This window comes from Acidimicrobiia bacterium (assembly GCA_035948415.1).
In the GTDB taxonomy this organism is placed as follows: domain Bacteria; phylum Actinomycetota; class Acidimicrobiia; order IMCC26256; family PALSA-555; genus PALSA-555.
The window spans coordinates 45,139-65,242 of the sequence record DASZJD010000036.1; the positions used below are offsets into that span (position 1 = coordinate 45,139).

A 20,104-nucleotide genomic window follows, 5' to 3' on the forward strand; every position below is an offset into this window, starting at 1 on the left:
CCGATCGTGGGCTAGGGCCCGCCGGCGGTCGCCGGCTCCGGGAGAAGCCCGCGTTCCTCAGCAAAGTGCCACAACCGCGACTGGAGCTGCTTTCTTCCGCGGTGGAGCCGGCTCATCACCGTCCCGATCGGGACATCCATGATGTCGGCGATCTCCTTGTAGGAGAAGCCCTCCACGTCGGCGAGCAGGACCGCCATCCGGAACTGCTCGGGCAGCGACTCGAGCGCTTCCTTGACGGCCGCCTCCGGGATCGCCTCGAGGACCTCCGCCTCGGGAGTCCGATCGGCCGCGGCCGCCTCGAGGCCGCCGAGCCGACGGTAGAGGTAGAAGTCCTCCGTGTCGTCGAGGTCGGTCTCCTCCGGCCGCCGCTTCTTGGCCCGGTACGTGTTGATGAACGTGTTCGTCAAGATCTTGTAGAGCCAGGCCTTGAGGTTCGTCCCGTCCTTGAAGCCGCCGAAGCCGCGATACGCGCGCAGGTAGGTCTCCTGAACGAGGTCCTCGGCGTCAGCCGGCTTGCGCGTCATCCGCAGCGCGGCCGAGTACAGCGCGTCCATGTACGGCATCGCGAGCTCAGCAAACCGGGCCTGATCGGCCATGGGCGGAGCATAGGCCGGGGGTCAAACCGAACCACTGCCGTATCTGCGCCCGAGCCAGCGGGATCCGCGCGCCCGTGGACGCGGGCGGAGGGACGAGGCCCACCACCCTCCGTCGGGGCCCCTCAAGGTTCGGCCCGCTCCTGGTCGACACCACCCTGCGGGCGGCCGAGCTGAGGACACGGCATGGGCAAGCGAGCGGGGGTCCTGACGGCGGGCGGCGTGCTCGCCCTGCTCGTCGCGGCGTGCCAGGCGCCCGCGCCGCCGCCTCCGAGCTCCATGAGCCTCGGTTGGCACGCGTCGGGCATCAACGGGCCGATCGCGGCCGACCCCGCCGAGAACCTGCTGTGGGCGATGAACAAGGGCACGGGCACCCTCACCGCATTGGACGCCAGCACCGGCGGCGTCCGGGCCCAGCACGTGGTGGCGATGGACGCCCAAGAGCACTTCCCGACGCCGGCCGTCGTCCCCAACTGGGTCCTCATCGAGAGCGGCCACCACGTCGTGGCGTTCTCGACGCCCGCGGTGGCGTCGGCGACGTCGTGGACCTCGGCCCTGCTGGACGGGATCGTGCAAGCACGTCCCCTCGTCGTGAACGGCATCGTCGTCGTCGCGACCGAGAACGACTCGCTCTACGGCCTCCGCCTCGGTGACGGCACGACCGCGTGGGGGCCCGTCAGCATCGGCGGCGCGGAACCCCTCAGCCACGTGCAGACGTTCCCGGGTCTGGGCGGCTGCGGCGACCTCGACCCGCTCGGGATCACGAGCAACCCGGTCCTCGACAACGGCTCCGTCTACGCGGTCGGCGAGGTCTCGACCGGCACCGGGGCGGGCGCGCACCCGCCCGTGCACAAGCTCGCTGGCCTGGACCCGGCGACCGGTCTCTTCACGCTGAACCCGATCGCGATCGATCCGCCGGGGATGAACCCGCCCGCCGAGCAGCAGCGGGCCGGGCTCGTGGCCGGCAACGGGCACGTGTACATCGGGTTCGGGGGCCTGGCCGGCGACTGCGGCAGCTACCACGGCTGGATCGTCGCTGCCAACGAGTCCGACGGCAGCGTCGCCGGCAGTCTCGAGGTGGCGGCGGCGAGCAACGCCGGCGCCGTGTGGGCGACCTCTGGCCCGACGCTGGACAGCGCCGGCAACGTCTACGCGTCGACCGGCAATGGCCAGGGCAGCCCGAACCCGGGCACGGACTACAGCGACGCAGTCGTGAGGGTCTCACCGAGCATCTCCGGTGCGCAGACCGTTCCCGCCGACTACTTCCAGCCCGCGGAGTGGCGAAGCGACAACGCCGCTGACGCCGATCTGGGGTCGGCGGGGCCAGTGCTGCTTCCGAGCGGGAGCCAGCTGTTCATCATCGGCAAGCAGCACAACGCGTTCGTTCTCAACACGAGCTCGTTGGGCGGCGGCGACCACCTGACCCCGGCGAGCCGGCTGAACAACGCGTGCAGCGGCGGGGCCTTCGGGCAGAACGCGGTGTTGGCATCGTCGGCGTACGTCGCCTGCTCGACCGGCATGCAGCAGGTCCACCTGCCGTAGCGATCGCCGCCCGGCGGGCCTGCTCGAGACCTCTCGCTACCTCCAGCTCGAGGTTCGCCCCACGAAGGCCAGCAGCCGTTCCTGGTCGGTGTCTCCCGGCTCCGACAGCGCGGCGGCGTACGCGCGCCCGGTGCCACGCATCTCGGGCTGGACGAACCACCGCTCGGTGTCCAGGGCGAAGCGGGCGAGCTCCGGATCGATCGCGGCGTCCTGATGCGTCGCCTCCGCGAGATCCCACCCGTGCACCAGCACGTCGGCCTGATGGATCGCGAGCGCCTCACGGCCGGCACGCTCACCGAGCGGCAGCCGGTAGCTGCGGTCGAGGGCGCCGGCCTCTCGCCAGGCGGCCACGCCCGCTCGCGCCGCGACGTCGTACGAGGCGAAGGGGTCGTCCCCGACCAGGTCGGAGAGGCCGCGCATGAGCTCCTCGACGGGTTCGCCGGCCGCCAGGGCCTTGAAGTACCAGATGCCGGCGACGATGTGCGCCACGAGGGCGCGCACGTTCCAGTCGCGGCAGGGCGTGGGCTGCTGGAGGTCCTCGCGACGCACGCCGGCGATCCGCTGGCCGGTCCACACGAGGGTGCGCTCGTAGGCGCCGATGACGTCCATCACAACCGCCGGCCCTCGGCGGGGCCCGGCCGACCGACGTCGAGCTGGCCCATGGGCCGCAATGTAGGTCCTGTGCCCTCAGGCTGCGCCGGGGTCCAGGGTGCGGCTGGTGGCCGACGCCGGAGCCGCGCCGGTCCTGCCGACGGCCGGCGCGCGGCCGCGCCGTGCGGCCTCGGGCCGAGCGCCGGAGGACGCGGCGGCGGGAGCGGTCAGGTGTGGAGCGTGGCGCGCACGCCCCTCCGGTACGCGGAGGGAAAGAAGGTGCGGGCGACCGGTGCGACCCGGGCCAGATGGGTGGCGTCGAGCTCGACGCGACGCTTCCCGAGGCCCTGGACGACGAGGCGCGCCACCTGCTCGGGCGTCCGGCGGACGAAGCGAGGAGGCAGGTTCGGGTCCTCGTGACCGTCGGGCTGGGTCATCTCGGTCGGCACCCACCCCGGGTAGAGCACGTGGAGCTGGACGCCGTCCGCCTCGGTCTCGAAGGACAGCGCCTCCGTGAACGCGCTGACCGCCGCCTTCGACGCGGAGTAGCCGGCCTCGCCGGGGGTCGGGGCGCGGGCGCTGTCCGAGGAGACGTTCACGATTACTCCGCGCCGACGGGCCCGCATGCCGGGGAGCACCGCGAGGGTGCCCGCCACGACGGCGAAGTAGTTCGTCTCCATCAGCACTCGGTGCCGGGCCAGGCCGTCGATCTCGGGCTCGGGAATGGCGGCGTTGTTGATCAAGATGTCGATCCGGCCCCGGTTCGCCTCGATCTCGCGCAGAACGCGCGCGTACCCGTCGGTGTCGCTGACGTCGCACACGACGAAGCCGGATTCTGGGCTGGACTGTCTGAGCAGCTCAGCCAGCTCGCGGAGGCGTGCCTCCCGCCTCGCGAGCGCGACGACCGTTGCGTCGGCTGCGGCCAGCTCGAGCGCGAGCTGGCGCCCGATGCCCGACGAGGCGCCGGTGACGACCGCGACCGACCCGGGAACGGTGAGCATGGCGACTCCCTCGCTAGTTCGTGGCCGCTCCATGGTGCCCCCCGGTGCTGCGGCTCACCAGCGAGGGGGACGCTCGAGACGGCTGGCTGGGAACCAGCCCTCGGCCCGGGTCCCCGCCGCGGAGCGGCGTCCGACCGACTGGGTGGCGGTCGAAGTGCCCGCCGCCCGCCGACGGCCACGGCGAGCTGCCGGGCCTCATCCACCGGAGCCCGCTCCCGACGCCAGGTCGTACACGGCCTGCACCGGCCAGTGGTCCGAGGGCGCGACGTCGTCGGCGTAGACGTGCGGGACCGACGCAGCGACCGCTCGTGCGTGCCGGTTCGCGACGATCCAGTCGTACACGAACGCGGTCGAGAAGCCCGCGACGCCGAACCGGCTCACGCTGGCTGGCATCGTCGGTGGCGGAAGCTGGCCGAGCGCTCCAAAGCAGCTCGTGTAGCCGGCGCCGAACAGCGCGGCCACCGGGAGCAGGGCGTCGTTGAAGTCGCCGGTCAGGAAGGCGGGCTCGTCCGCGCCGACGATCTCGCGCAGGGCGGCGATGACGGCCTGGGTCTCTCGCACCCGGGGCGTGGCCCCGGTCCGCAGCTCGTCGCCGGCGGCGTCGGTGAGGTGGACCGTCGCCACAACCATCGACCGATCCCAGCCCTGGGGCCGCAGCCGAACCCAAAACAGTCGACGTCGCGGGTAGGCGACGATGCCGACGTCCTCGGCGCCGTGCCTGACCTCGTCGAAGAGATCCGACCGCCACCACAGGTTGCTCTCGAGGGTCCAGCCCTCGAAGGGGTCGGTCACGCGGGCGTGGCTCGGGAGCTGGTCATCGAGGAACGACTGGGTCGCGGGTGTCAGCTCCTGGGTGCACAGCACGTCGGGTCGATACCGGTCGCAGAAAGCGGCGAGCGCAGGTGCCCGCGCCGGCCACCGTTCGGTGCCCCAGAGGTTGTAGGTGACCAGGGAGAGCCGGACGGGGAACACCATGCGCGCCTCCTGCGGGGCGCCGCGTATTCAAGCCGAAGAGACGGCCACGTGGTCGGCCTCGGCCTAGCGCGGGGGGAGCGACCAGTGCACGAGGTCGCCGCTGCGAGCCAGGGCCAGCTGGTCGTGCCCGGCGCCACCGAACCGGCGCACCTCTGGGGCGTCGGCGTACACCAGGTACACGCGCCCACCTAGGGGCTGGCGGTCGACGACGAACGCGCAGTTGGCGTGCTCGTAGGTGGCGCCCGTCGCTCCCCGACCTGGGTTCCATCGCTCCTGGGGCACGTGCAGCTCCCGCCCGCCAGACCAGTGGAGCCAGCCGCCGGGCGTCGTTGGGTCTCCGGCCAGCGTGAACAGGAATGGGCGGTCAAGCCGGTTGCTCGTGCCCAGGAGCTGCCAGCCGCCGCCGAGGTGGAGGAACTGGTAGTTCTCGATCGTGTCGGAGTAGACGCTGATGTCGGGTCGGCCGAGCAGCCGCCAGGGTCCGTCCAGCGACCCGGTGGACGAGCGCGCGAGCTCGAACGCCTGGACGCCGTCGGTCCGGCCGTACTTGTACCCGAGCAGGAGACCGGCGGGCGTCCACGCGACCGCGGCATCGATCATGCGATCAGCTGCCGCCGGGTGCAGCTCGAGACCGAGTGGGCGCGCGGGCGAGTAGCGGCGGAAGTCCGAGGTGGTCCGGTAGTAGAGCTTGGGCTGCGACCCGGTCTGGTCGTGCACGAACGACTGGTAGGTGACGACGAACGAGGAGCCGTCCGGGGTGGGAACCACGTCAGGCGATGCCTCTCCCTCCACGGCCGCGTCATGGGGAAGCTCGCCCCGGGGCGACCAGCGGGAGAGGTCCGCGCTCGTCGCGCTGCCGATGCGCCATTGGCCGGCCGGCGTCACCGAGCTGAACAGCGCCTGCCAACGTCCCGCCGCCCACACCACCGCGGGATCCTTCACCGCCCGGTCCCGATAGCCGAGGATCGGGTTCCGCAGTCGAGCCCACGCGATCGACCGAGGGCTCTCGACCGTCCGCGCCGGCGCAGCTCCGAAGGTGACGACTGCGAGTACGGCGATCAAGCCAGTTCCACTGCGCGCGGCTCGTCGCGCGGTCTCGGACGTGACCGTGGTCACGACACCCACCGTTCACGCCCTCGTCGCGCGCTCGCGACGCGTTCGACAGACGGCGCGCCGAGACTCGAAGCGACGAAGACCCGATCACGAGCCGAGGAACGCGCCATGGACGAGCTGAGCCCGATCACCTGGTACGTGAGTCGCCGCGTGGAGCTGCCGGTCGAGGTCGCCGCGCCCGCCCTGGACCGAATCTTCGACACCCACGATCGTGAGGCGGACCGGCCATCGGCCCCCCTCGGCGTCGGTGCTGCGACCGTTGCGACCACGCCGTCGTTGGGGCCCACCCGGCGGTGCAACGGGTCGCTCCGACTGGATCGGTGGTCGCTCCCAGTCGCGGTCGAGCTGGAGCTCGAGCCGTGGTCTTCGCTCCAGTCGGCGATCGGCATCCGGCCACGTCGCCGACCCCCGACGCGGCGGGCCCGCCGATACTGGTCGAGGGCCTCCACCATCCTCGAGTGGCTCGACAGCGAGCTGCTCGCCGTGGCGCCCGTGGTGGGGCCGGCGCGCCGCGCGTCCTAGCTGCAGCTGACCGCAGGCGGCGGGGCCGCTTCGCCGCCTCGTCGGTGCGGCCGTGCGTGCCCGCGCCGGGCCGGCGTGACGGTGGTGACGGCATCGACCACCTGTCCCGGCGACCCCCGTGATCAGGGAGCACGCCGGGCTCGTGCATGAGAGGACCTTGTACCACTCCGCGGACGCGTCCAGGGCGGCACGGCGGGGGACGATCACGCCCTGTGCTGAACTGGCCGGCTGATGGCCGTGACCCTCTACGGTGTCTGCGCACTCAGCTTCATGATGCTGATGTACGCGCTCGAACGACGGGGTCGCGTCTTCATCGCCGCCTTCGCCGCCGGCTGCGTCCTCTCGAGCGTCTACGGGTTCTGGTCGGGGGCGTGGCCGTTTGGTGTGGTCGAGCTCGTCTGGTCGGCGATCGCGCTCCGCCGCTACCGCGTGGCGACGGCCCTCACGAGCTGATCGACCTCGCGTGGAATCCTGGGAGATGGCGGCTCGGCTCGGCGTCGAGGACACGATCGGCCGATACGTCCGGTACGCCGACAGCGGTCGGTCCGACGAGCTGGCGGAGCTGTTCACCGACGACGGGGTGCTGACCACCGACGCCGACGAGTTGCGAGGCCGGCCCGCGATCGCTCGATACCTCGAGAGCGCGAAGGCCTCGCTCGCAACCAGCGCCGGCGGAGGGCTCATCCGCCACCACGTGGCCTCGCTGCGAATCGACTTTCCGAGCCCGGAGGAGGCCCGTGCGACGTCCTACTTCCTCGCGATCACCGCCGCAGGTCCCGATCACTGGGGTCAGTACCGCGATTCGCTCGTGCCGGTCGGCGGCCGGTGGTTGTTCGCCCGCCGCGCTGCGCAGCTCGACGGGTGGGCGCCCGGGTCGTGGGCGGCGCAGCGACGGGATCCGCCGGCTCCCCCTGACGGCTGACGTGGCCAGCGCGGCGGGCCGGAACGCCGCCGCTACCATCCGTCGCACGAGTGCGCCCCGCGTGGTCACGATCTCGGCCAGTTACGGCGCTGCGGGCACGGTCGTCGGCCCGCGTGTCGCTGAGCTGCTGGGGCTCCCGTACCTGGAGCGCGTCATGACTCCGCGGGTGGCTCGAGGCTCGCGCCTCGGGGTCGAGACGGTCGCCGACGATGAACGGCCAGAGCGGCTGTTCCATCGGCTCGCCGCCGCGCTCGCCGGGCTGCCCCTCGTCGTCGGTGGCACCCCGCCCCAACCGGTCGAGGGCCTGAGCACCGAGGAGCAGGTGCGCAACGACGTCGAGACCAGCATCCAGACCCTGGCCCGGACCACGGGAGGCGTCGTACTCGGGCGGGGCGGGATGGTGGTGCTTCGAGAGCGGCCGGGCGTGTTCCACGTCCGCCTCCACGGATCGAAGGAGGCCCGCGTCCGGCAGGCCATGCGCATCGAGGCAATCGACGAGGCGGAGGCCGCTCGGCGGCTCCAGGAGACCGACCGGGCCCGGGCCCTCTACCTCCGGCGCTTCTACCACTGCGACGCCGACGACCTCGGGCTGTACCACCTCGTCCTCGACAGCGCGACGGTTCCGCTCGACACCTGCGCCGACCTGATCGTCGCCGCCGCCTCGGCCGCCTGGGAGTAGCGCGGGCAGCGCGGCCCGGTAGGGGCAAAGGGCGTGACTCGCCCCTGGTCGCGGTGGCGACCCGACGTCCACCTCGTCCAAGGTCGGCGCCGGGCGGACCGACCATGACGCCGCCCAAACCCCTCGTCGACGGCCTGCGCCGTCGCCCCGCGGCTGCCGCCTCCCGTTGTCGGGGACGTCCCCGCCGCTCGCCGCTCGACGCCGCGGCCGACGACCACCACCTCGGGGGCCGCCACCGGGCGGGCTCGGCCGTGGCAGCCCTTGACACCGCCCGACCCACCAATCATGATCATTGCCCACACCAGCCACATCGGCATCACTGAGCCCGTCGGGCCGGTCCGGGAGGCTTCCGTTGCAGAGCATCACACCGGTGGATGACGACGCGGTCGGCGGCGCCGTCGCGCCCGACGAGTTGCTCGGCGCCGCGATCCCGATCGTTCGCAGGGGCTATGCGCCGGACCTCGTCGACGGCCTGCTCGAGCGGGCGGCGGCGACGATCACCCGGCTCCAGGCTCTCGACCAACCCGAGCTCGAGCGCCGCCGACGGGACCAAGCCGACTTGCTGCACCGGACACTGCTCCTGGCCCAGGCCAGCGCCGACCGGCTGATCGCCGACGCCGAGGCGAAGGCGGCCACGCTCCTCACCGACGCCCAGGCTCGGGCCGGTCGCCTGATCGCCGAGTCCGAGCGGGTGGCGTCCCATCTCGTTGAGGCCGGACGCACGCGGGCGGAGTCCACCGTCGGTGAGGCGCTCGCGCAACGACGGGTCCTCGAGAGCGATGTCGACGCGCTCGAGCAGTTCGCCGACGAGGTCCGCGACCGCCTCCGCAACGTCCTGGACACCCACGCCACGAAGCTCGACCGACTCTTGTCGGACGCGACCGGCGACCGACCCACACTCCAGGAGCTGGACCTCACCGTTTCGGACCTCGGAGGTCCCGGCGGTGCCAGCGCGTCCATGGCCGCGCGCGACAGCGGGCGCTCGGTCGGGGACCGCGGTGAGGACCCGCCAGTCGCGCTGCTGACCGGCGAGGGCGACGCCCGGACCGCCTGAGCCCGCACGGCGACTCGCTGACCGCGGTCGGCTCGACGAGCCGCCTGCAGCGCGAGCGCGAGATCGGACTGAACGAAGCGACTAGCGTCCGGTCCGAGCCCCTCGTCGTCGGTGGTCGTGGCCGTGCGCCAAGTACAGGTTGAGGCCCTCCCACCCGATCGCCTCCAGGCTCTGATTGGCCCCGAACGTGCCGAGCGGTTCCGCGAGACCACTGCTGCCGCCCGGGCCTCGCTGGGCCGTCGCCGGGTCATCAACGTGAACTCCACCGCCCGCGGCGGCGGTGTGGCCGAGCTCCTCGAGAGCCTCCTTCCATACGCGCGTGGGGTCGGCATCGACGCCAGCTGGCTGGTCATCGACGGCGGCCCAGAGTTCTTCGAGATCACGAAGCGCTTGCACAACCGGATCTACGGCGTTCGTGGTGACGCCGGCTCGCTTGGGGGAGCCCAACGCGCTGCCTACGAGGAGACACTGCGCTCGAACCGTGCGGACCTCCTGGACCTGATCCGACCCGGCGACATCGTCGTGCTCCATGACCCGCAGGCCGCGGGCCTCACCGACGCGGCCAGACGTGCGGGAGCAATCGTCATCTGGCGCTGTCACATCGGCCGCGACGCCCCGAACGCCTACTCGGACGAGGGCTGGGACTTTCTCCGTCCGTACGTCGAAGACGCCGACGCGTACGTCTTCAGTCGCGCTGCCTTCATCCCTCGGTGGGCCGATCGGACGCGCACGGCCACGATCCCGCCGTCGATCGATCCGTTCTCGGCCAAGAACCGCGCCTTGGACCCGGCGACGACGCTGGCGATCCTGCAGTTCGCTGGTCTGCTCGCCGCCGCCGCCGACCCGCCAGCCCTGGCGGTTCCGCGACCAGACGGCTCACCTGTCCGACTCGATCGACGCGCCGACACCCTGGCGACCGGTCCAGCCCCGCCCGCCGACGCTCCCCTCGTGGTTCAGGTCTCCCGATGGGATCGCACGAAGGACATGCCTGGTGTGATGCATGGGTTCGTTGAACACCTCGACGGTCATCGAGAGGCCCATCTCGCCCTCGTCGGCCCGGCGGTGGACGGCGTCGAGGATGACCCGGAGAGCGGCGCCGTGCTGGACGAGTGCCTCGGGTTCTGGGGCCAGCTGTCCCCGGGGGCGCGGAGGCGCGTCCACCTGGCGTGCCTTCCTCTCGACGACCCCGACCAGCAAGCCACGATCGTGAACGCCCTCCAGCGACACGCCGCCGTCGTGACCCAGAAGAGCCTGGTCGAGGGGTTCGGCCTGACCGTCACCGAGGCCTTGTGGAAACAGCGGCCGGTGGTCGCCAGCCGCGTCGGCGGGATCGGCGACCAGATCCGAGACCACGAGCAGGGCCTGCTGCTCGACGACCCCGCCGACCTGACGGCCTTCGGCGCCGCGGTGCGGCTCCTCCTCGACGATCACAGCTTGGCGACGCGTCTAGCCGAGGCGGGTCACCAGCGCGCTCGGGCGGAGTTTCTCCCCGACCGGCACCTGGAGCGGTACGCGGCCCTCTTCGCGACCTTGGCAGAGCCGTGAACCTCGCCCGTCGGCCGAGCGTAGAGGCGCGGGAAGCCTGGTCAGAGGTAGGCGTCGACGGCGAAGGCCCACTCCGGCTCCCGAGCGCGGAGCCGCCGCCCGCTGATCGCGAACGGGTCGATGATGAGCCAGGCGTCGCGCTCGGCGAGGATCCAGGGCTGCGGATCGAAGCGCTCCCGGAAGTTCGCCGCGTCGGGGTCCACATGGTGCAGCGTCCCCCGGGCGAGGACCGACCACCCCTGGTGATGGACGGGGTCGAGACCGTCAATTTGGAAGGCGACGTTGAACGGCGCGCGGTCGATCACGTCGCCGGGCCGGGTCCTCAAAGCAATCCAGGTTCGCTGGCTCGCCTCCACGAGCCGGTAATTCACTGGGAACACGACGGGCCAGTCGTCGACGTCGAACGCGATGCGTCCGATTCCGCCCGCCCGGAGCAGGGCTAGGCACTCCTCGTACGACAGCTCTTCGAGGCCAGCGTCCGCGTCTGTCACCTGATCTCAGCTCCTCGGAGATCTGGTGCACGCTACCCCGCCTTCCGCTACGCGAGCGTCGGACCGTTCGCTAGGGAGCTCGGTGCCCGGAGGGCTCCCGGTCTCGGTCGCGCCTGTGCCTGCGCGGGCACCCCACAGCGGCGTGACCGTCGACCAGTGGGTCGGACTGTTCCAGGCGATCTCGTCCGGGCGTGAGCCCTCGCGCTCCGCTACTTCGCCCGCGTTGGCGAGCGATCGCCGTCGTGGAACGCGTCACCCGCATAGCCCGCGAGGCCCTGCAGCAGGTTGCTGAGCTCGAGCGGCACCACGAACTTGGTGCTGGGCGACGCGCCCAAGCTCTTCAGCGCCTCGAGGTACTGCAGACCCATTGTTTTGGCGTCAACATTGTGGGCGGACTCGTAGACCTTGGTGAGGGCCAGCGCGAAGCCCTCGGCGCGAAGTGCGGCGGCCTGCTTCTCGCCTTCGGCCTGGAGGATGTTGGACTGCTTCTGACCCTCGGCCTGGAGGATGTTCGACTGCTTGTCACCCTCGGCTCGCAGGATCGCGGCCGACTTGTCACCCTCGGCCTCGGTGACCACCGCGCGCCGAGTGCGCTCGGCCGACATCTGGCGCGTCATCGCCTCTTGCACCGCCGGCGGAGGGGTGATTTCGCGGATCTCGACGTTCGTGACCTTCACGCCCCAGCGCTCGGTGACCTCGTCGAGCTTCGCCCGGAGGAGTTGGTTGATTTCGTCGCGCTTGGCCAGTACGTCGTCGAGGCTGATGTCACCGACGACGGAGCGGAGCGTGGTCGCGGCGATGTTCTGGGCTGCGCCCGAGAAGTCGGCGACTTGCACCACGCTGGCCTGCACATCGACAACCTTGAAGAACGTGATGAAGTCGATCGAGATCGGCGCGTTGTCCTTGGTGATCGCCGTCTGCCTCGGGATTTCGAGGAAGAACTCGCGCAGATCGACCTTGATGACCCGGTCGACCAGCGGAAAGAGCGCGACAACGCCAGGGCCCTTGACGCCCGTCATCCGCCCGAGGCGGAAGACGACAAGGCGCGTGTACTCGGACACCACCCGGAAGGGCAAGAACGCGGTCTGCATCCTCGTGGCTCTACTCATCGTGCTTGCCAACCTCCCTGTGGTGGAGCCGAGCATCAGGCTCTCCGGTCATGTCGTCGAGAGGTGCCACGTAGAGCGTCAAGCCGCGTAGGTCCCAGACGATCACCTTCGTTCCGACCGGGGCACTCGCCGTGTTGTCGTCGAGCGTCGCGGCCCAGACCTCCCCCCGCACCCGGACCTGCCCCGCGGGGTCGAGTGTCTCGGTCACGACGCCCTCCTCACCGATCAACTTGTCGACGCCGCTCACGACCGGTGTGTTGCGTGCCTTCAAGGCGGCTCGGGCGACCAGGAGGAAGAACCCGCCGAGCACCGCCGCGATGCCGATCAGGAGCGGGCGCGACACCCGGGCGTCGGGGACCGACGGGTCGTACAGAAATAGGCCTCCGAGAACGAGCGATGTGACGCCGGCTAGCGCGGCCACCGAGTGGGCGCCGACCTTCAGCTCGATGACGAAGAAGACGAACGCCAGCGCCAGCAGGATCACCCCGGCGGCCGTGACCGGGAGCCGGCCGAGGAGGACCAGCGACACGACGAACGAGATCAGCCCAGCAACGCCAGGGACGTTCAACCCGGGGTGGAAGATCTCGAAGACCATGCCGGCGATGCCGAGCACGAAAAGGATGAAGGCCAGGTTCGGGTCGGCCGAGAGATGGTGGGTGACCCGCTCCGGAGCGGCCGCGCCCGCCGAGGCGGCTCCGAGCACGCCGGCGGCGACAACGGTGCTCGCCGACGCCATCAGCAGGCCCACGAGCCGACGGCCCGACGTCAGCATGAGGAGGCGGGGGACAGCGGGGCCTTGCCCGGACCACGGGTAACGGAGAGACGAATGCCCGTCACGCTTGAGATAACGCCTGGGGTGCTCCGGGTAGTTCCGAGTTTCGGAGTCCGCCCGTCGCTCCGGGACCTGCCCGAGCGTGGGTGCGGCCGCCGGGGCCTGCGATCCCCCACCGCTGCCTCCTCCGAGGCACGACGCGGGGAGCGTCTGCTGCCTGGATCGGCGAGTGTCGCGTGCGCGTTTGGACCCGTCAACCGGACGCACGGCGCGGCGCCGCAAGTGGATCGGCCGGGAGGACCGCGCCGTGTGCGCAAGCGGCCGAGAGAGCGCGCGGACGCGGCGTCGCTACGAGCGGGTGGGCCGCTACGACCGCGCGTCGACGGCCAGGCCGCGGCGCGGTCCAATACGACGGATCGACGCGGGCGAGACGCTCAGGCGTCACCGATCTTGAGGCCAGCGACGCCGCCGCCGGATCACGGACCTGACCGGGCGAGAACCCCTAGCTGAGCATCGGGATCCAGTCTCCGTGCTCGGCGAGCAGCGCGTCCACGAGCTCGTGGATCTGCTCGAGGTCGAGCTCCGCGGCGGTGTGAGGGTCCACCATGGCTGCGTGGTAGACGTGCTCGCGCCGCCCGCTGAGCGCGGCCTCCACGGCGAGCTCTTGGACGTTGACGTTCGTGCGGATCAGCGCCGCCAACTGGGGCGGTAGATCGCCCACCCGCGTGGGCTGCACACCGTTGCCGTCGATGAGGCATGGGACCTCGACGGTGCATCCGGCCGGCAGGTCGTCGATGAGCCCTCGGTTCGGCACGTTGCCGTAGACGACACGCGGCTTTCCGGCCTCGATGCTGCGGATGATCGTCGCTGCGTACTCGAAGCTTCGCTGTACCTCGACCGAGTCGCCGCGCTCGAGTCGAGCGCGTTCGGCGTCCCACCCCGCAATCTGCGCGACGCAGCGGCGGGGATACTCGTCCAGCGGAACGTTGAACCGGTCGATGAGGTCAGGCCGGTCGTGCTTGATGAACCACGGCACATACTCGGCGAAGTGCTCGCTCGACTCCGTCACGAAGTACCCGAGCCGGCGCAGAACCTCGTATCGCACCCGGTTCTGGTCCGGGACCTTGCCTGCCTCGGCGAGGTCGCGGAGCCGGGGGTAGAGATCCTCGCCGTCGCGCTCGAGCCGCAGGTAGAAGGACATGTGGTTGATGCCGGCGGCGAGGTAATCGATCTCCTCGTACGGGATCTCGAGGTCGCAGGCAAGTTCGAACGCCGTCCCTTGCACGCTGTGGCAGAGCCCGACAGTTCGAATCGGGCTCACTCGGCCGATGGCACGGCAGTTGATCGCCATCGGGTTCGTGTAGTTCAGGAACCACGCGTCGGGGCAAAGCTCCTCCATGTCCGCGCAGATGGAGAGGAGGACCGGGATCGTGCGCAGTCCCCGCATGATGCCGCCGACGCCGAGCGTGTCGCCGATTGTCTGTCGAAGTCCGAAGCGCTTCGGCACCTCGAAGTCTGTCACCGTGCACGGCTCGTAGCCGCCAACCTGGATCATGTTGATCGCGTAGTCCGCTCCGTCGAGCGCCGAACGGCGGTCAGGGGTGGCGATGATGTTCGCTGATGCCCCAAGCGCGGTGACGACGCGCCGCGCCACTCGCTCGGAGGCCGCCAGCCGAGCAGCGTCAATGTCGAACAACACGATCTCGGAGCCGGCGAGCTCGTCGTAACTCAAGATGTCCCCGAGCAGGTTCCGGGCAAAGACCGTGCTGCCGGCGCCAACGAACGCGATCTTGGGCATCCGCGCAGGGTACGACCACGGGCGCGAATACGGCCACCGATCAGGCGCACCGCCGGCGCATCGTCGGGCGGCATCGCGCCGGTCCCGACCTTGGCGTGGTGCTCGGTGGGGGTCCTAGTTCCGGCGCGCCCGAATGGCGACGAAGGGCTCCGTCGGCACGAGCGTCCGCTCCTCGACGACGCCGTATCCCGCCCGGCCGAGGTCCAAGACGAGCTCGGACGCCTCGGGGAGCGACGCCGCGCCGGCCTCGCAGCTGAGCATGAAGTGCAGGTGCGCGCTGGCGATCGACCCGGCGCGCGACATGGTCACGACGACGAGCTCGCCTCCATCCGTGAGCAGCGAACCGAGCCGTCCGTAGAGGGCAGGCCGATCCTCCCTCGGGAAGTAGTAGACCGCGTTCAGGAGCGTGATGAGCTCGAAGCGGGGCCGTCCCGCGGGCGGCGTCCACGTCCGTACGTCGGCGACATGGAGCTCGGCCCGGTCCGCGAGGCCGGCCGCGGCCAGGTCGGCCCGGGCATCGGCCACGACGTCGCTCGCGAGGTCAACGCCCTCGACGTGCAGCCCGGGATCTGCCTCGAGGAGGGCGCGGACGTAGATCCCGGTACCGCTACCGACGTCGAGTGCTCGCGCCGGCCGGACCTCGGCGACGACCGCGTCGAGGTAGGGCACGACGAACGGAGCCGCCGCGAGCGATACCCGAGCGATGACATCGGCGTGCCGCTCCAGGTCGTCACGACCCGCCCCTGGCGCATCGCGCAGCCGGGCTTCGAGCTCCTCATACGGGCCGGCCTGGTAGTCGAGAATCGAGCGGTAATGAGCCTCGAGGACGGGATCGCCCGCCGCCAGCGCGCGCGCTCGCCGGCCCCGAGCGAGGTACCGATCTCCCTCGCGTCGGAGTTCTCCAAGCTCGACTCCGACCTCGAGCCAAGCCTCCAGCCGCTCCAGTCGGGCGCATTGCGCCTGCGCAGCGAGTTCCGCAAGCGAGCGGGGGAACGCGAGGGCTCGGAGGAGACCGCTGCGCACCGCCGAGGCGAGGAACACCGAGCGGACGAAGGCGCGGCTGTCGGAGATTGCCAGGGCTCGAGCGGTCGGGTGACCGCTTCGGAGCGTCGCGAGGACTCCCCGCGCCTGGGCTTCGACCGAGCGCATCAGGGCCCGGCCGGCGGCCGGAGCCCGAACGCCCGCTGCGCCGCCCAGCGGATGGCGCGCGTGACCGGGCCGCGGCGCCCCGTTGGCGGGAAGGCGGCCGCATCCATGGCCGGCACGAACAGGTCGCCGTCGCGGCTCAAGTAGACGTAGACGGGGTACGACATCGTGCCGAGCGCCCGGAGCACTGGGGACGCGTGCGCGCCGCGAAGCTCCGTCTCGAGGGCCGGGCGGGTGCCGTCGACCGGCACCGTGAGCGGTCCGATCCCGAACCAGTGGTGGGCCCGGCGAACGATCGGCGCTCGATGGGGATCCGCGACCCCAAGATCGGCGAGGACGACCTCATCCACCGCCAGCGCGTCCGCGCCCGCGTAGACGTGTCGGATGTCGGCGGGGCGGCGACAGCCCATGACGCCGAAGGGGCCGCCGGCGACCGGGGCCCAGGCGTCGACGATCGCAAAGTCTGGCGGGGCGACATCGAGAAGCATCATCGTCGCGGAGCGGAAGTCCACGAGGCGCTTGGCGTAGAACGTGGCGTCGATGGCGCCGGTGCTGCCCTCGAGCGTGGACAAGCACAGATGGGCGAACTCGGTGGGGTCCGTTCGCAGCTTCGGCATCACGATTCGCAGGTCGGCGTCGACCCAGGTTCCCGTAATGGCGCGCTGCACGAAGCCGCGCTCGAACACGAACGGTCGGAGATCGGCCCCGATGTCGACAATGCGGTAGTGCGGCGAATCGAACCCGAAGTAACTGGCGACCTCGGCCACGCTGCGGTGGGCGAAGGAGTTGCCATAGACCGTCGGGGCTTCGAGAACAGCCACGTCAGCGACGCCCTGGCGCTCCAGGTAACGGGCAAGCGCCTCGACGAGCGCCGGGTCGTTCACGTTGGAGCAGTCCCGCCGGTCGTATCCGAGCATGAAGGAGACTCGGATGGCCGCTGACCGGGCGCCCGACGCGATCGCGCTCAGACCGGCAGCGTCGAGGCAAGCGTCGAGAACGCTCACCTTGTCGGCGTCGCGCTGCCCGCTACGGACTGCGACGCGCGCTCCGGTTCCGAACGAGCGAGCGCGAGTGCCCTGGGAGGATCGAACACGGAGCGCGGCGGGTACGAACCACGGGCTGATGGCGGCCAAGGCGTCGAGGACAGCGGCGGTTGATGTCGAGCCGCTGGCACCGTCGTCGACCGTCAGCAGACCGGCGAGGATCCGGAACGCTGCGCCATGACGCTCCTCGTCGGCGCGAATCCGGGCCAAGGTGTCGTGCTCGTCATCGTCAGCTGCCAGCTCGATCAAGCGCCGATAGGCGAGCTCGGCCGTTGCCTCAAGAGCGACGTTCAGCTCGCAGTATCGGTGGAAGCTCTGGTACCGGAGCTCCTGGCGCAGGACCGGGGGCACCAGGCCGAGGACGCCTGCGGCGGCGACGAAGACGTCGGCGGCGCCAGTCCGGATCGGGGCCGATCGGGCCCGCGTGTGGTGCTCGGTGGCGGAGACCCAGCCGGACACGGCGCCTTCGAGCTGGCGCCCGTAGACGACCAGCGAGGATGCCGTGCCACCGCGCCGCAGGAGCATGCCCCGCAAGTACTCGGCGTGGAGTGCCTCGTCCTTCCAGATCCAGACCAGTGTCTGGCGAACCAGCGACCGGAGTTCCTCGCACAGGTCGAGCGCGCCGACGCGGTCGGCAACAGCCTCCTCCCGGTATGCGACGGCGACGATCTGCTCGCGCTCCAGCGCCAGGAGCCAGAGGCGCTCCCGCTCGAGGTCGGGCCGAGCGCCGTACTCGGCTCGCCAACGGTCCAGCCGCGCGCCGACATCGTCCAAGAGCGCCGTCTCGAGCTGGGTCACCGGACGATCCTTCTATCACTCAGATCGTCAACGTGAGGGCGCGTGTGACCACCCTGATTGAGGCCCAACGGTCGATGCAGAGCTAGGCGGTGGACGCCGTTCGTCGTTCGCCGGCTTGTTGGTGAGTGTCGCCACTTCACTCCAACCCCGAGGCCTCGCCACGGCGCCGGCGTCCGCCGAAGCGGCGATCTCGGGGACTTCCCTGAGCGTCGTCGATCGGCGCCTCATCGGTCGGATGACGTAATCCTCGATGCCTGCCGGCTCGTCGCGGAGTCAGGCATCCTGGTCGAATCAACCGGACCGATCGTCTCTACGCCCTGGTCGAAGCGCTGCGAGCCGTGGCGCCGCGTGCGCGTACCGCGCATCAGCTCGCTGCGCACTTCGAGGTGAGCGTCCGAACGATCGAGCGCGACATCTCCGCGCTACAAGAGTCGGGGGTACCGATCTGGGCGACCCCGGGGCCCGGCGGAGGCTACGCGGTCGATCCGGCCATGACGCTTCCGCCCTTGAACCTCAGCGCACAGGAAGCCACGGCAATCGCGGTCGCGCTGGCGACGAGCGGGCCAATTCCCTTCGCCGACGCCGCGCGCACGGCGCTCCGCAAGCTGGTGATCGCCATGTCGGCCGCCAGCCGAGAGGACGCCCGGGAACTAGTAGGACGGATCCGGCTCCTGCAGCAGCGGGGCCAGCTCGAGTCGACCCCGGTCGTCCGGGCAGTCGAGAGCGCGGTTGCCGAGCGGCGGGTGCTCGAACTCGACTACGTCGACCGCACGGGCCAACGCACCGAACGGCGGCTCGTGGAGCCCTACGGCCTGGCCGGGGCGGAGCACCATTGGTACCTGATGGCGTGGTGCCGGTTGCGGAACGGCGGACGCACGTTCCGGCTCGATCGAATCCGGGCGGCGCTGCTCACGAGCGAAGCGGCTCCGCCGCGCGACCTCGGCGAGGTCGCCGGTGACATCGCCCAGCACCTCCGGGAGACCGGCTTCGAGGTCTGAGACTTCGGTCACAGCGAATTCCCGACAGGAGGTTGTCGCCGACGGCCCGCATCCTCGGTGGACACAGTCCAACTACAGAGGAGGAAGTCGCATGGGTGCGCCCGTAGTGTGGTTCGAGGTCGCCGGGCGCGACCTCCAGGCCCTGACCCGGTTCTACGGTGAGCTGTTCGGCTGGAAGGTCGACGCCGCCAACCCGATGCGGTACGGCATGGTCGACACCGGGGCCGAGGGGGGGATCCCGGGCGGGATCTTCGCCCCTGGCGAGGACGTCGAGTACGTGTCGGTCTACGTCTCGGTGCCCGACTTGGCAGCCTCGCTCACGCACGCCGAGACCCTCGGTGCCAAGGTGGCTCAGCCGCCCACACCGATCGACGGTGGAGCGACGATCGCCATGGTCACCGACCCCGAAGGCCACCGCATCGGGCTGATCCAGCAGCCGGCCTGATCGCGGCGCATGCGGGCCGGGCCCTCAGCGGGTCCGGCCCATCGCGCCGGTAGCTCAGCGGCCTTGACCACTGGGACGGCGCTCCTCCCGCGCGGTGCTGCGGCTGGGACCTCGTCAGGCCCCTGGCCGGCGGCGGCTCTGGGTCGCGATCGCGCGCTGTCTACGAGGCCCGGTACTCGACGCTGTGGACGTCGATGGTGATGTAGTCGACGGTCCCGTCCGCGGTCCCGTCCTCGGACCGCCTGCGGACGCGGCGACGGGTCGGCACGACGATCTCGTCGAAGGTCTTCGGCTCGTCCGTGTAGTGCGCGACCAGGAAATCGCCGCTGACGGCGGGCTGGTAATCCATCCGTCGCTGCATGCCATTCGAGTCGAAGTAGAAGAGCCCGACGGTGCTGTGAGTCGCGACGCTGTCCGGGAACGTGGCCTGCAGCCGCCGCCACACCTCACCGTTCTCCTCCCAGGGCGGGATCTCGTGGACTTCGAAACCGGCATAGGTGAGCAGGAACGGCTCGGTGAGATAGTTCCAGATGGCGTAGCTGATGAAGTACCCGGTTTGGGAGAGATCCCACTTCGAGGTCTGGTCGTACCCCGCGAACGACGTGCGGGGGTCGGTGCGCTCTTCGACGACTGTTCCCTCGAGATCCCTCACCACGACGCGTTCTGGGTCGCTGCTGAACTCGAGGGTCCAGTCAGCGCCACCGAACGGCGTGAAGCCGATGTGCTCGCGGCGGGTGTCGAGTTCGACGGTTTCATGTCCGACGACACCAGGCTGACCCTTGAACTCCCAGAATGGGCCGCCGATCGTGATGCGTGCGGTCAGTCCGGTCACCCGGGACCAGCGGTCCAAGCCGCCGTGAGCATCGACCACGAGAGACAACAGGTCGTCCACGTGCTGCTCCTCCGTTGACGCTGCTCAGTCGGGGGGCGGGGTGGGCCCGGTGTTGGGTCGTGGCAGATCCCGGTC

21 protein-coding genes and 1 pseudogene are annotated in these 20,104 nt (G+C 70.7%); 10 read left to right on the plus strand and 12 right to left on the minus strand.

Features of this window, described 5'->3' with window-relative positions; translation table 11 throughout:
- Window positions 1–11: 11 nt before the first annotated feature.
- The gene (locus tag VG869_05380; protein HEV3450619.1) at window positions 12–596 is read right to left on the minus strand and encodes a sigma-70 family RNA polymerase sigma factor; all 585 of its coding nucleotides are present in this window, start codon (window positions 594–596) and stop codon (window positions 12–14) included.
- A gap of 183 nt (window positions 597–779) precedes the next feature.
- Here VG869_05380 and VG869_05385 point away from each other — a divergent pair, with 183 nt between their 5' ends.
- The gene (locus VG869_05385) at window positions 780–2,135 is read left to right on the plus strand and encodes a PQQ-binding-like beta-propeller repeat protein (GenBank protein HEV3450620.1); all 1,356 of its coding nucleotides are present in this window, start codon (window positions 780–782) and stop codon (window positions 2,133–2,135) included.
- Window positions 2,136–2,171: 36 nt separating this feature from the next.
- On the opposite strand, the gene VG869_05390 is transcribed toward VG869_05385, so the two are convergent.
- From VG869_05390 to VG869_05405, 4 genes are all read right to left on the minus strand, one after another.
- Window positions 2,172–2,744, minus strand: coding sequence for a TIGR03086 family metal-binding protein (locus VG869_05390; protein ID HEV3450621.1), 573 nt, complete (start codon window positions 2,742–2,744; stop codon window positions 2,172–2,174).
- 209 nt (window positions 2,745–2,953) lie between these two features.
- The gene (locus VG869_05395) at window positions 2,954–3,727 is read right to left on the minus strand and encodes an SDR family NAD(P)-dependent oxidoreductase (GenBank protein HEV3450622.1); all 774 of its coding nucleotides are present in this window, start codon (window positions 3,725–3,727) and stop codon (window positions 2,954–2,956) included.
- Window positions 3,728–3,922: 195 nt separating this feature from the next.
- Window positions 3,923–4,702, minus strand: coding sequence for an endonuclease/exonuclease/phosphatase family protein (locus VG869_05400; protein HEV3450623.1), 780 nt, complete (start codon window positions 4,700–4,702; stop codon window positions 3,923–3,925).
- Between the two features lie 63 nt (window positions 4,703–4,765).
- Complete coding sequence (locus VG869_05405) at window positions 4,766–5,764, minus strand: hypothetical protein (protein ID HEV3450624.1); 999 nt, start codon at window positions 5,762–5,764, stop codon at window positions 4,766–4,768.
- 159 nt (window positions 5,765–5,923) lie between these two features.
- Between VG869_05405 and VG869_05410 the strand changes: the two genes are divergently transcribed.
- The 6 genes from VG869_05410 (at window position 5,924) to VG869_05435 (ending at window position 10,537) form a co-directional block, all read left to right on the plus strand.
- Window positions 5,924–6,337, plus strand: coding sequence for a hypothetical protein (locus tag VG869_05410; protein HEV3450625.1), 414 nt, complete (start codon window positions 5,924–5,926; stop codon window positions 6,335–6,337).
- 231 nt (window positions 6,338–6,568) lie between these two features.
- Window positions 6,569–6,790: a hypothetical protein gene (locus tag VG869_05415; GenBank protein ID HEV3450626.1), complete on the plus strand. Its 222-nt coding sequence runs from the start codon at window positions 6,569–6,571 to the stop codon at window positions 6,788–6,790.
- A gap of 25 nt (window positions 6,791–6,815) precedes the next feature.
- Window positions 6,816–7,259 carry a nuclear transport factor 2 family protein gene (locus VG869_05420; protein ID HEV3450627.1) on the plus strand — a complete coding sequence of 148 codons (444 nt, stop codon included), beginning with the start codon at window positions 6,816–6,818 and terminating at the stop codon, window positions 7,257–7,259.
- 61 nt (window positions 7,260–7,320) lie between these two features.
- Window positions 7,321–7,938, plus strand: coding sequence for a cytidylate kinase-like family protein (locus tag VG869_05425; GenBank protein ID HEV3450628.1), 618 nt, complete (start codon window positions 7,321–7,323; stop codon window positions 7,936–7,938).
- Window positions 7,939–8,308: 370 nt separating this feature from the next.
- The gene (locus VG869_05430; GenBank protein HEV3450629.1) at window positions 8,309–8,992 is read left to right on the plus strand and encodes a hypothetical protein; all 684 of its coding nucleotides are present in this window, start codon (window positions 8,309–8,311) and stop codon (window positions 8,990–8,992) included.
- 111 nt (window positions 8,993–9,103) lie between these two features.
- Window positions 9,104–10,537 (plus strand): glycosyltransferase, encoded by a 1,434-nt coding sequence (locus VG869_05435; protein HEV3450630.1) that lies wholly within the window; start codon window positions 9,104–9,106, stop codon window positions 10,535–10,537.
- 41 nt (window positions 10,538–10,578) lie between these two features.
- Here the strand turns inward: VG869_05435 and VG869_05440 are convergent, their stop codons facing one another.
- From VG869_05440 to VG869_05465, 6 genes are all read right to left on the minus strand, one after another.
- Complete coding sequence (locus VG869_05440) at window positions 10,579–11,028, minus strand: pyridoxamine 5'-phosphate oxidase family protein (protein HEV3450631.1); 450 nt, start codon at window positions 11,026–11,028, stop codon at window positions 10,579–10,581.
- Window positions 11,029–11,237: 209 nt separating this feature from the next.
- Complete coding sequence (locus tag VG869_05445; protein HEV3450632.1) at window positions 11,238–12,119, minus strand: SPFH domain-containing protein; 882 nt, start codon at window positions 12,117–12,119, stop codon at window positions 11,238–11,240.
- A gap of 10 nt (window positions 12,120–12,129) precedes the next feature.
- Complete coding sequence (locus VG869_05450) at window positions 12,130–12,909, minus strand: NfeD family protein (GenBank protein HEV3450633.1); 780 nt, start codon at window positions 12,907–12,909, stop codon at window positions 12,130–12,132.
- A 502-nt stretch (window positions 12,910–13,411) separates the two neighbouring features.
- Window positions 13,412–14,707 carry an alpha-glucosidase/alpha-galactosidase gene (locus VG869_05455; protein HEV3450634.1) on the minus strand — a complete coding sequence of 432 codons (1,296 nt, stop codon included), beginning with the start codon at window positions 14,705–14,707 and terminating at the stop codon, window positions 13,412–13,414.
- A 114-nt stretch (window positions 14,708–14,821) separates the two neighbouring features.
- Complete coding sequence (locus tag VG869_05460; protein ID HEV3450635.1) at window positions 14,822–15,856, minus strand: class I SAM-dependent methyltransferase; 1,035 nt, start codon at window positions 15,854–15,856, stop codon at window positions 14,822–14,824.
- Window positions 15,856–17,694 carry a DUF362 domain-containing protein gene (locus VG869_05465; GenBank protein HEV3450636.1) on the minus strand — a complete coding sequence of 613 codons (1,839 nt, stop codon included), beginning with the start codon at window positions 17,692–17,694 and terminating at the stop codon, window positions 15,856–15,858. The genes VG869_05460 and VG869_05465 overlap by 1 nt, the downstream gene beginning before the upstream one ends.
- Window positions 17,695–18,011: 317 nt before the next feature.
- Between VG869_05465 and VG869_05470 the strand changes: the two are divergent.
- From VG869_05470 to VG869_05480, 3 genes and pseudogenes are all read left to right on the plus strand, one after another.
- Window positions 18,012–18,158 (plus strand): annotated as a pseudogene (locus tag VG869_05470) (HTH domain-containing protein).
- 27 nt (window positions 18,159–18,185) lie between these two features.
- Window positions 18,186–18,692, plus strand: coding sequence for a WYL domain-containing protein (locus tag VG869_05475; protein HEV3450637.1), 507 nt, complete (start codon window positions 18,186–18,188; stop codon window positions 18,690–18,692).
- Window positions 18,693–18,783: 91 nt separating this feature from the next.
- Window positions 18,784–19,137, plus strand: coding sequence for a VOC family protein (locus VG869_05480; GenBank protein HEV3450638.1), 354 nt, complete (start codon window positions 18,784–18,786; stop codon window positions 19,135–19,137).
- 160 nt (window positions 19,138–19,297) lie between these two features.
- Here VG869_05480 and VG869_05485 read toward each other — a convergent pair whose 3' ends face one another.
- Window positions 19,298–20,029 carry a hypothetical protein gene (locus tag VG869_05485; protein ID HEV3450639.1) on the minus strand — a complete coding sequence of 244 codons (732 nt, stop codon included), beginning with the start codon at window positions 20,027–20,029 and terminating at the stop codon, window positions 19,298–19,300.
- Between the last annotated feature and the right edge of the window lie 75 nt (window positions 20,030–20,104).

What these genes read in the sequence shown, in the direction of transcription:
- VG869_05380 (HEV3450619.1), bottom strand. Translation starts at nt 596, where the DNA reads ATGGCCGATCAGGCCCGGTTTGCTGAGCTCGCGATGCCGTACATGGAC.
- VG869_05385 (HEV3450620.1), top strand. Translation starts at nt 780, where the DNA reads ATGGGCAAGCGAGCGGGGGTCCTGACGGCGGGCGGCGTGCTCGCCCTG.
- VG869_05390 (HEV3450621.1), bottom strand. Translation starts at nt 2,744, where the DNA reads ATGGACGTCATCGGCGCCTACGAGCGCACCCTCGTGTGGACCGGCCAG.
- VG869_05395 (HEV3450622.1), bottom strand. Translation starts at nt 3,727, where the DNA reads ATGCTCACCGTTCCCGGGTCGGTCGCGGTCGTCACCGGCGCCTCGTCG.
- VG869_05400 (HEV3450623.1), bottom strand. Translation starts at nt 4,702, where the DNA reads ATGGTGTTCCCCGTCCGGCTCTCCCTGGTCACCTACAACCTCTGGGGC.
- VG869_05410 (HEV3450625.1), top strand. Translation starts at nt 5,924, where the DNA reads ATGGACGAGCTGAGCCCGATCACCTGGTACGTGAGTCGCCGCGTGGAG.
- VG869_05415 (HEV3450626.1), top strand. Translation starts at nt 6,569, where the DNA reads ATGGCCGTGACCCTCTACGGTGTCTGCGCACTCAGCTTCATGATGCTG.
- VG869_05420 (HEV3450627.1), top strand. Translation starts at nt 6,816, where the DNA reads ATGGCGGCTCGGCTCGGCGTCGAGGACACGATCGGCCGATACGTCCGG.
- VG869_05445 (HEV3450632.1), bottom strand. Translation starts at nt 12,119, where the DNA reads ATGCAGACCGCGTTCTTGCCCTTCCGGGTGGTGTCCGAGTACACGCGC.
- VG869_05450 (HEV3450633.1), bottom strand. Translation starts at nt 12,909, where the DNA reads ATGCTGACGTCGGGCCGTCGGCTCGTGGGCCTGCTGATGGCGTCGGCG.
- VG869_05455 (HEV3450634.1), bottom strand. Translation starts at nt 14,707, where the DNA reads ATGCCCAAGATCGCGTTCGTTGGCGCCGGCAGCACGGTCTTTGCCCGG.
- VG869_05460 (HEV3450635.1), bottom strand. Translation starts at nt 15,856, where the DNA reads ATGCGCTCGGTCGAAGCCCAGGCGCGGGGAGTCCTCGCGACGCTCCGA.
- VG869_05475 (HEV3450637.1), top strand. Translation starts at nt 18,186, where the DNA reads ATGACGCTTCCGCCCTTGAACCTCAGCGCACAGGAAGCCACGGCAATC.
- VG869_05480 (HEV3450638.1), top strand. Translation starts at nt 18,784, where the DNA reads ATGGGTGCGCCCGTAGTGTGGTTCGAGGTCGCCGGGCGCGACCTCCAG.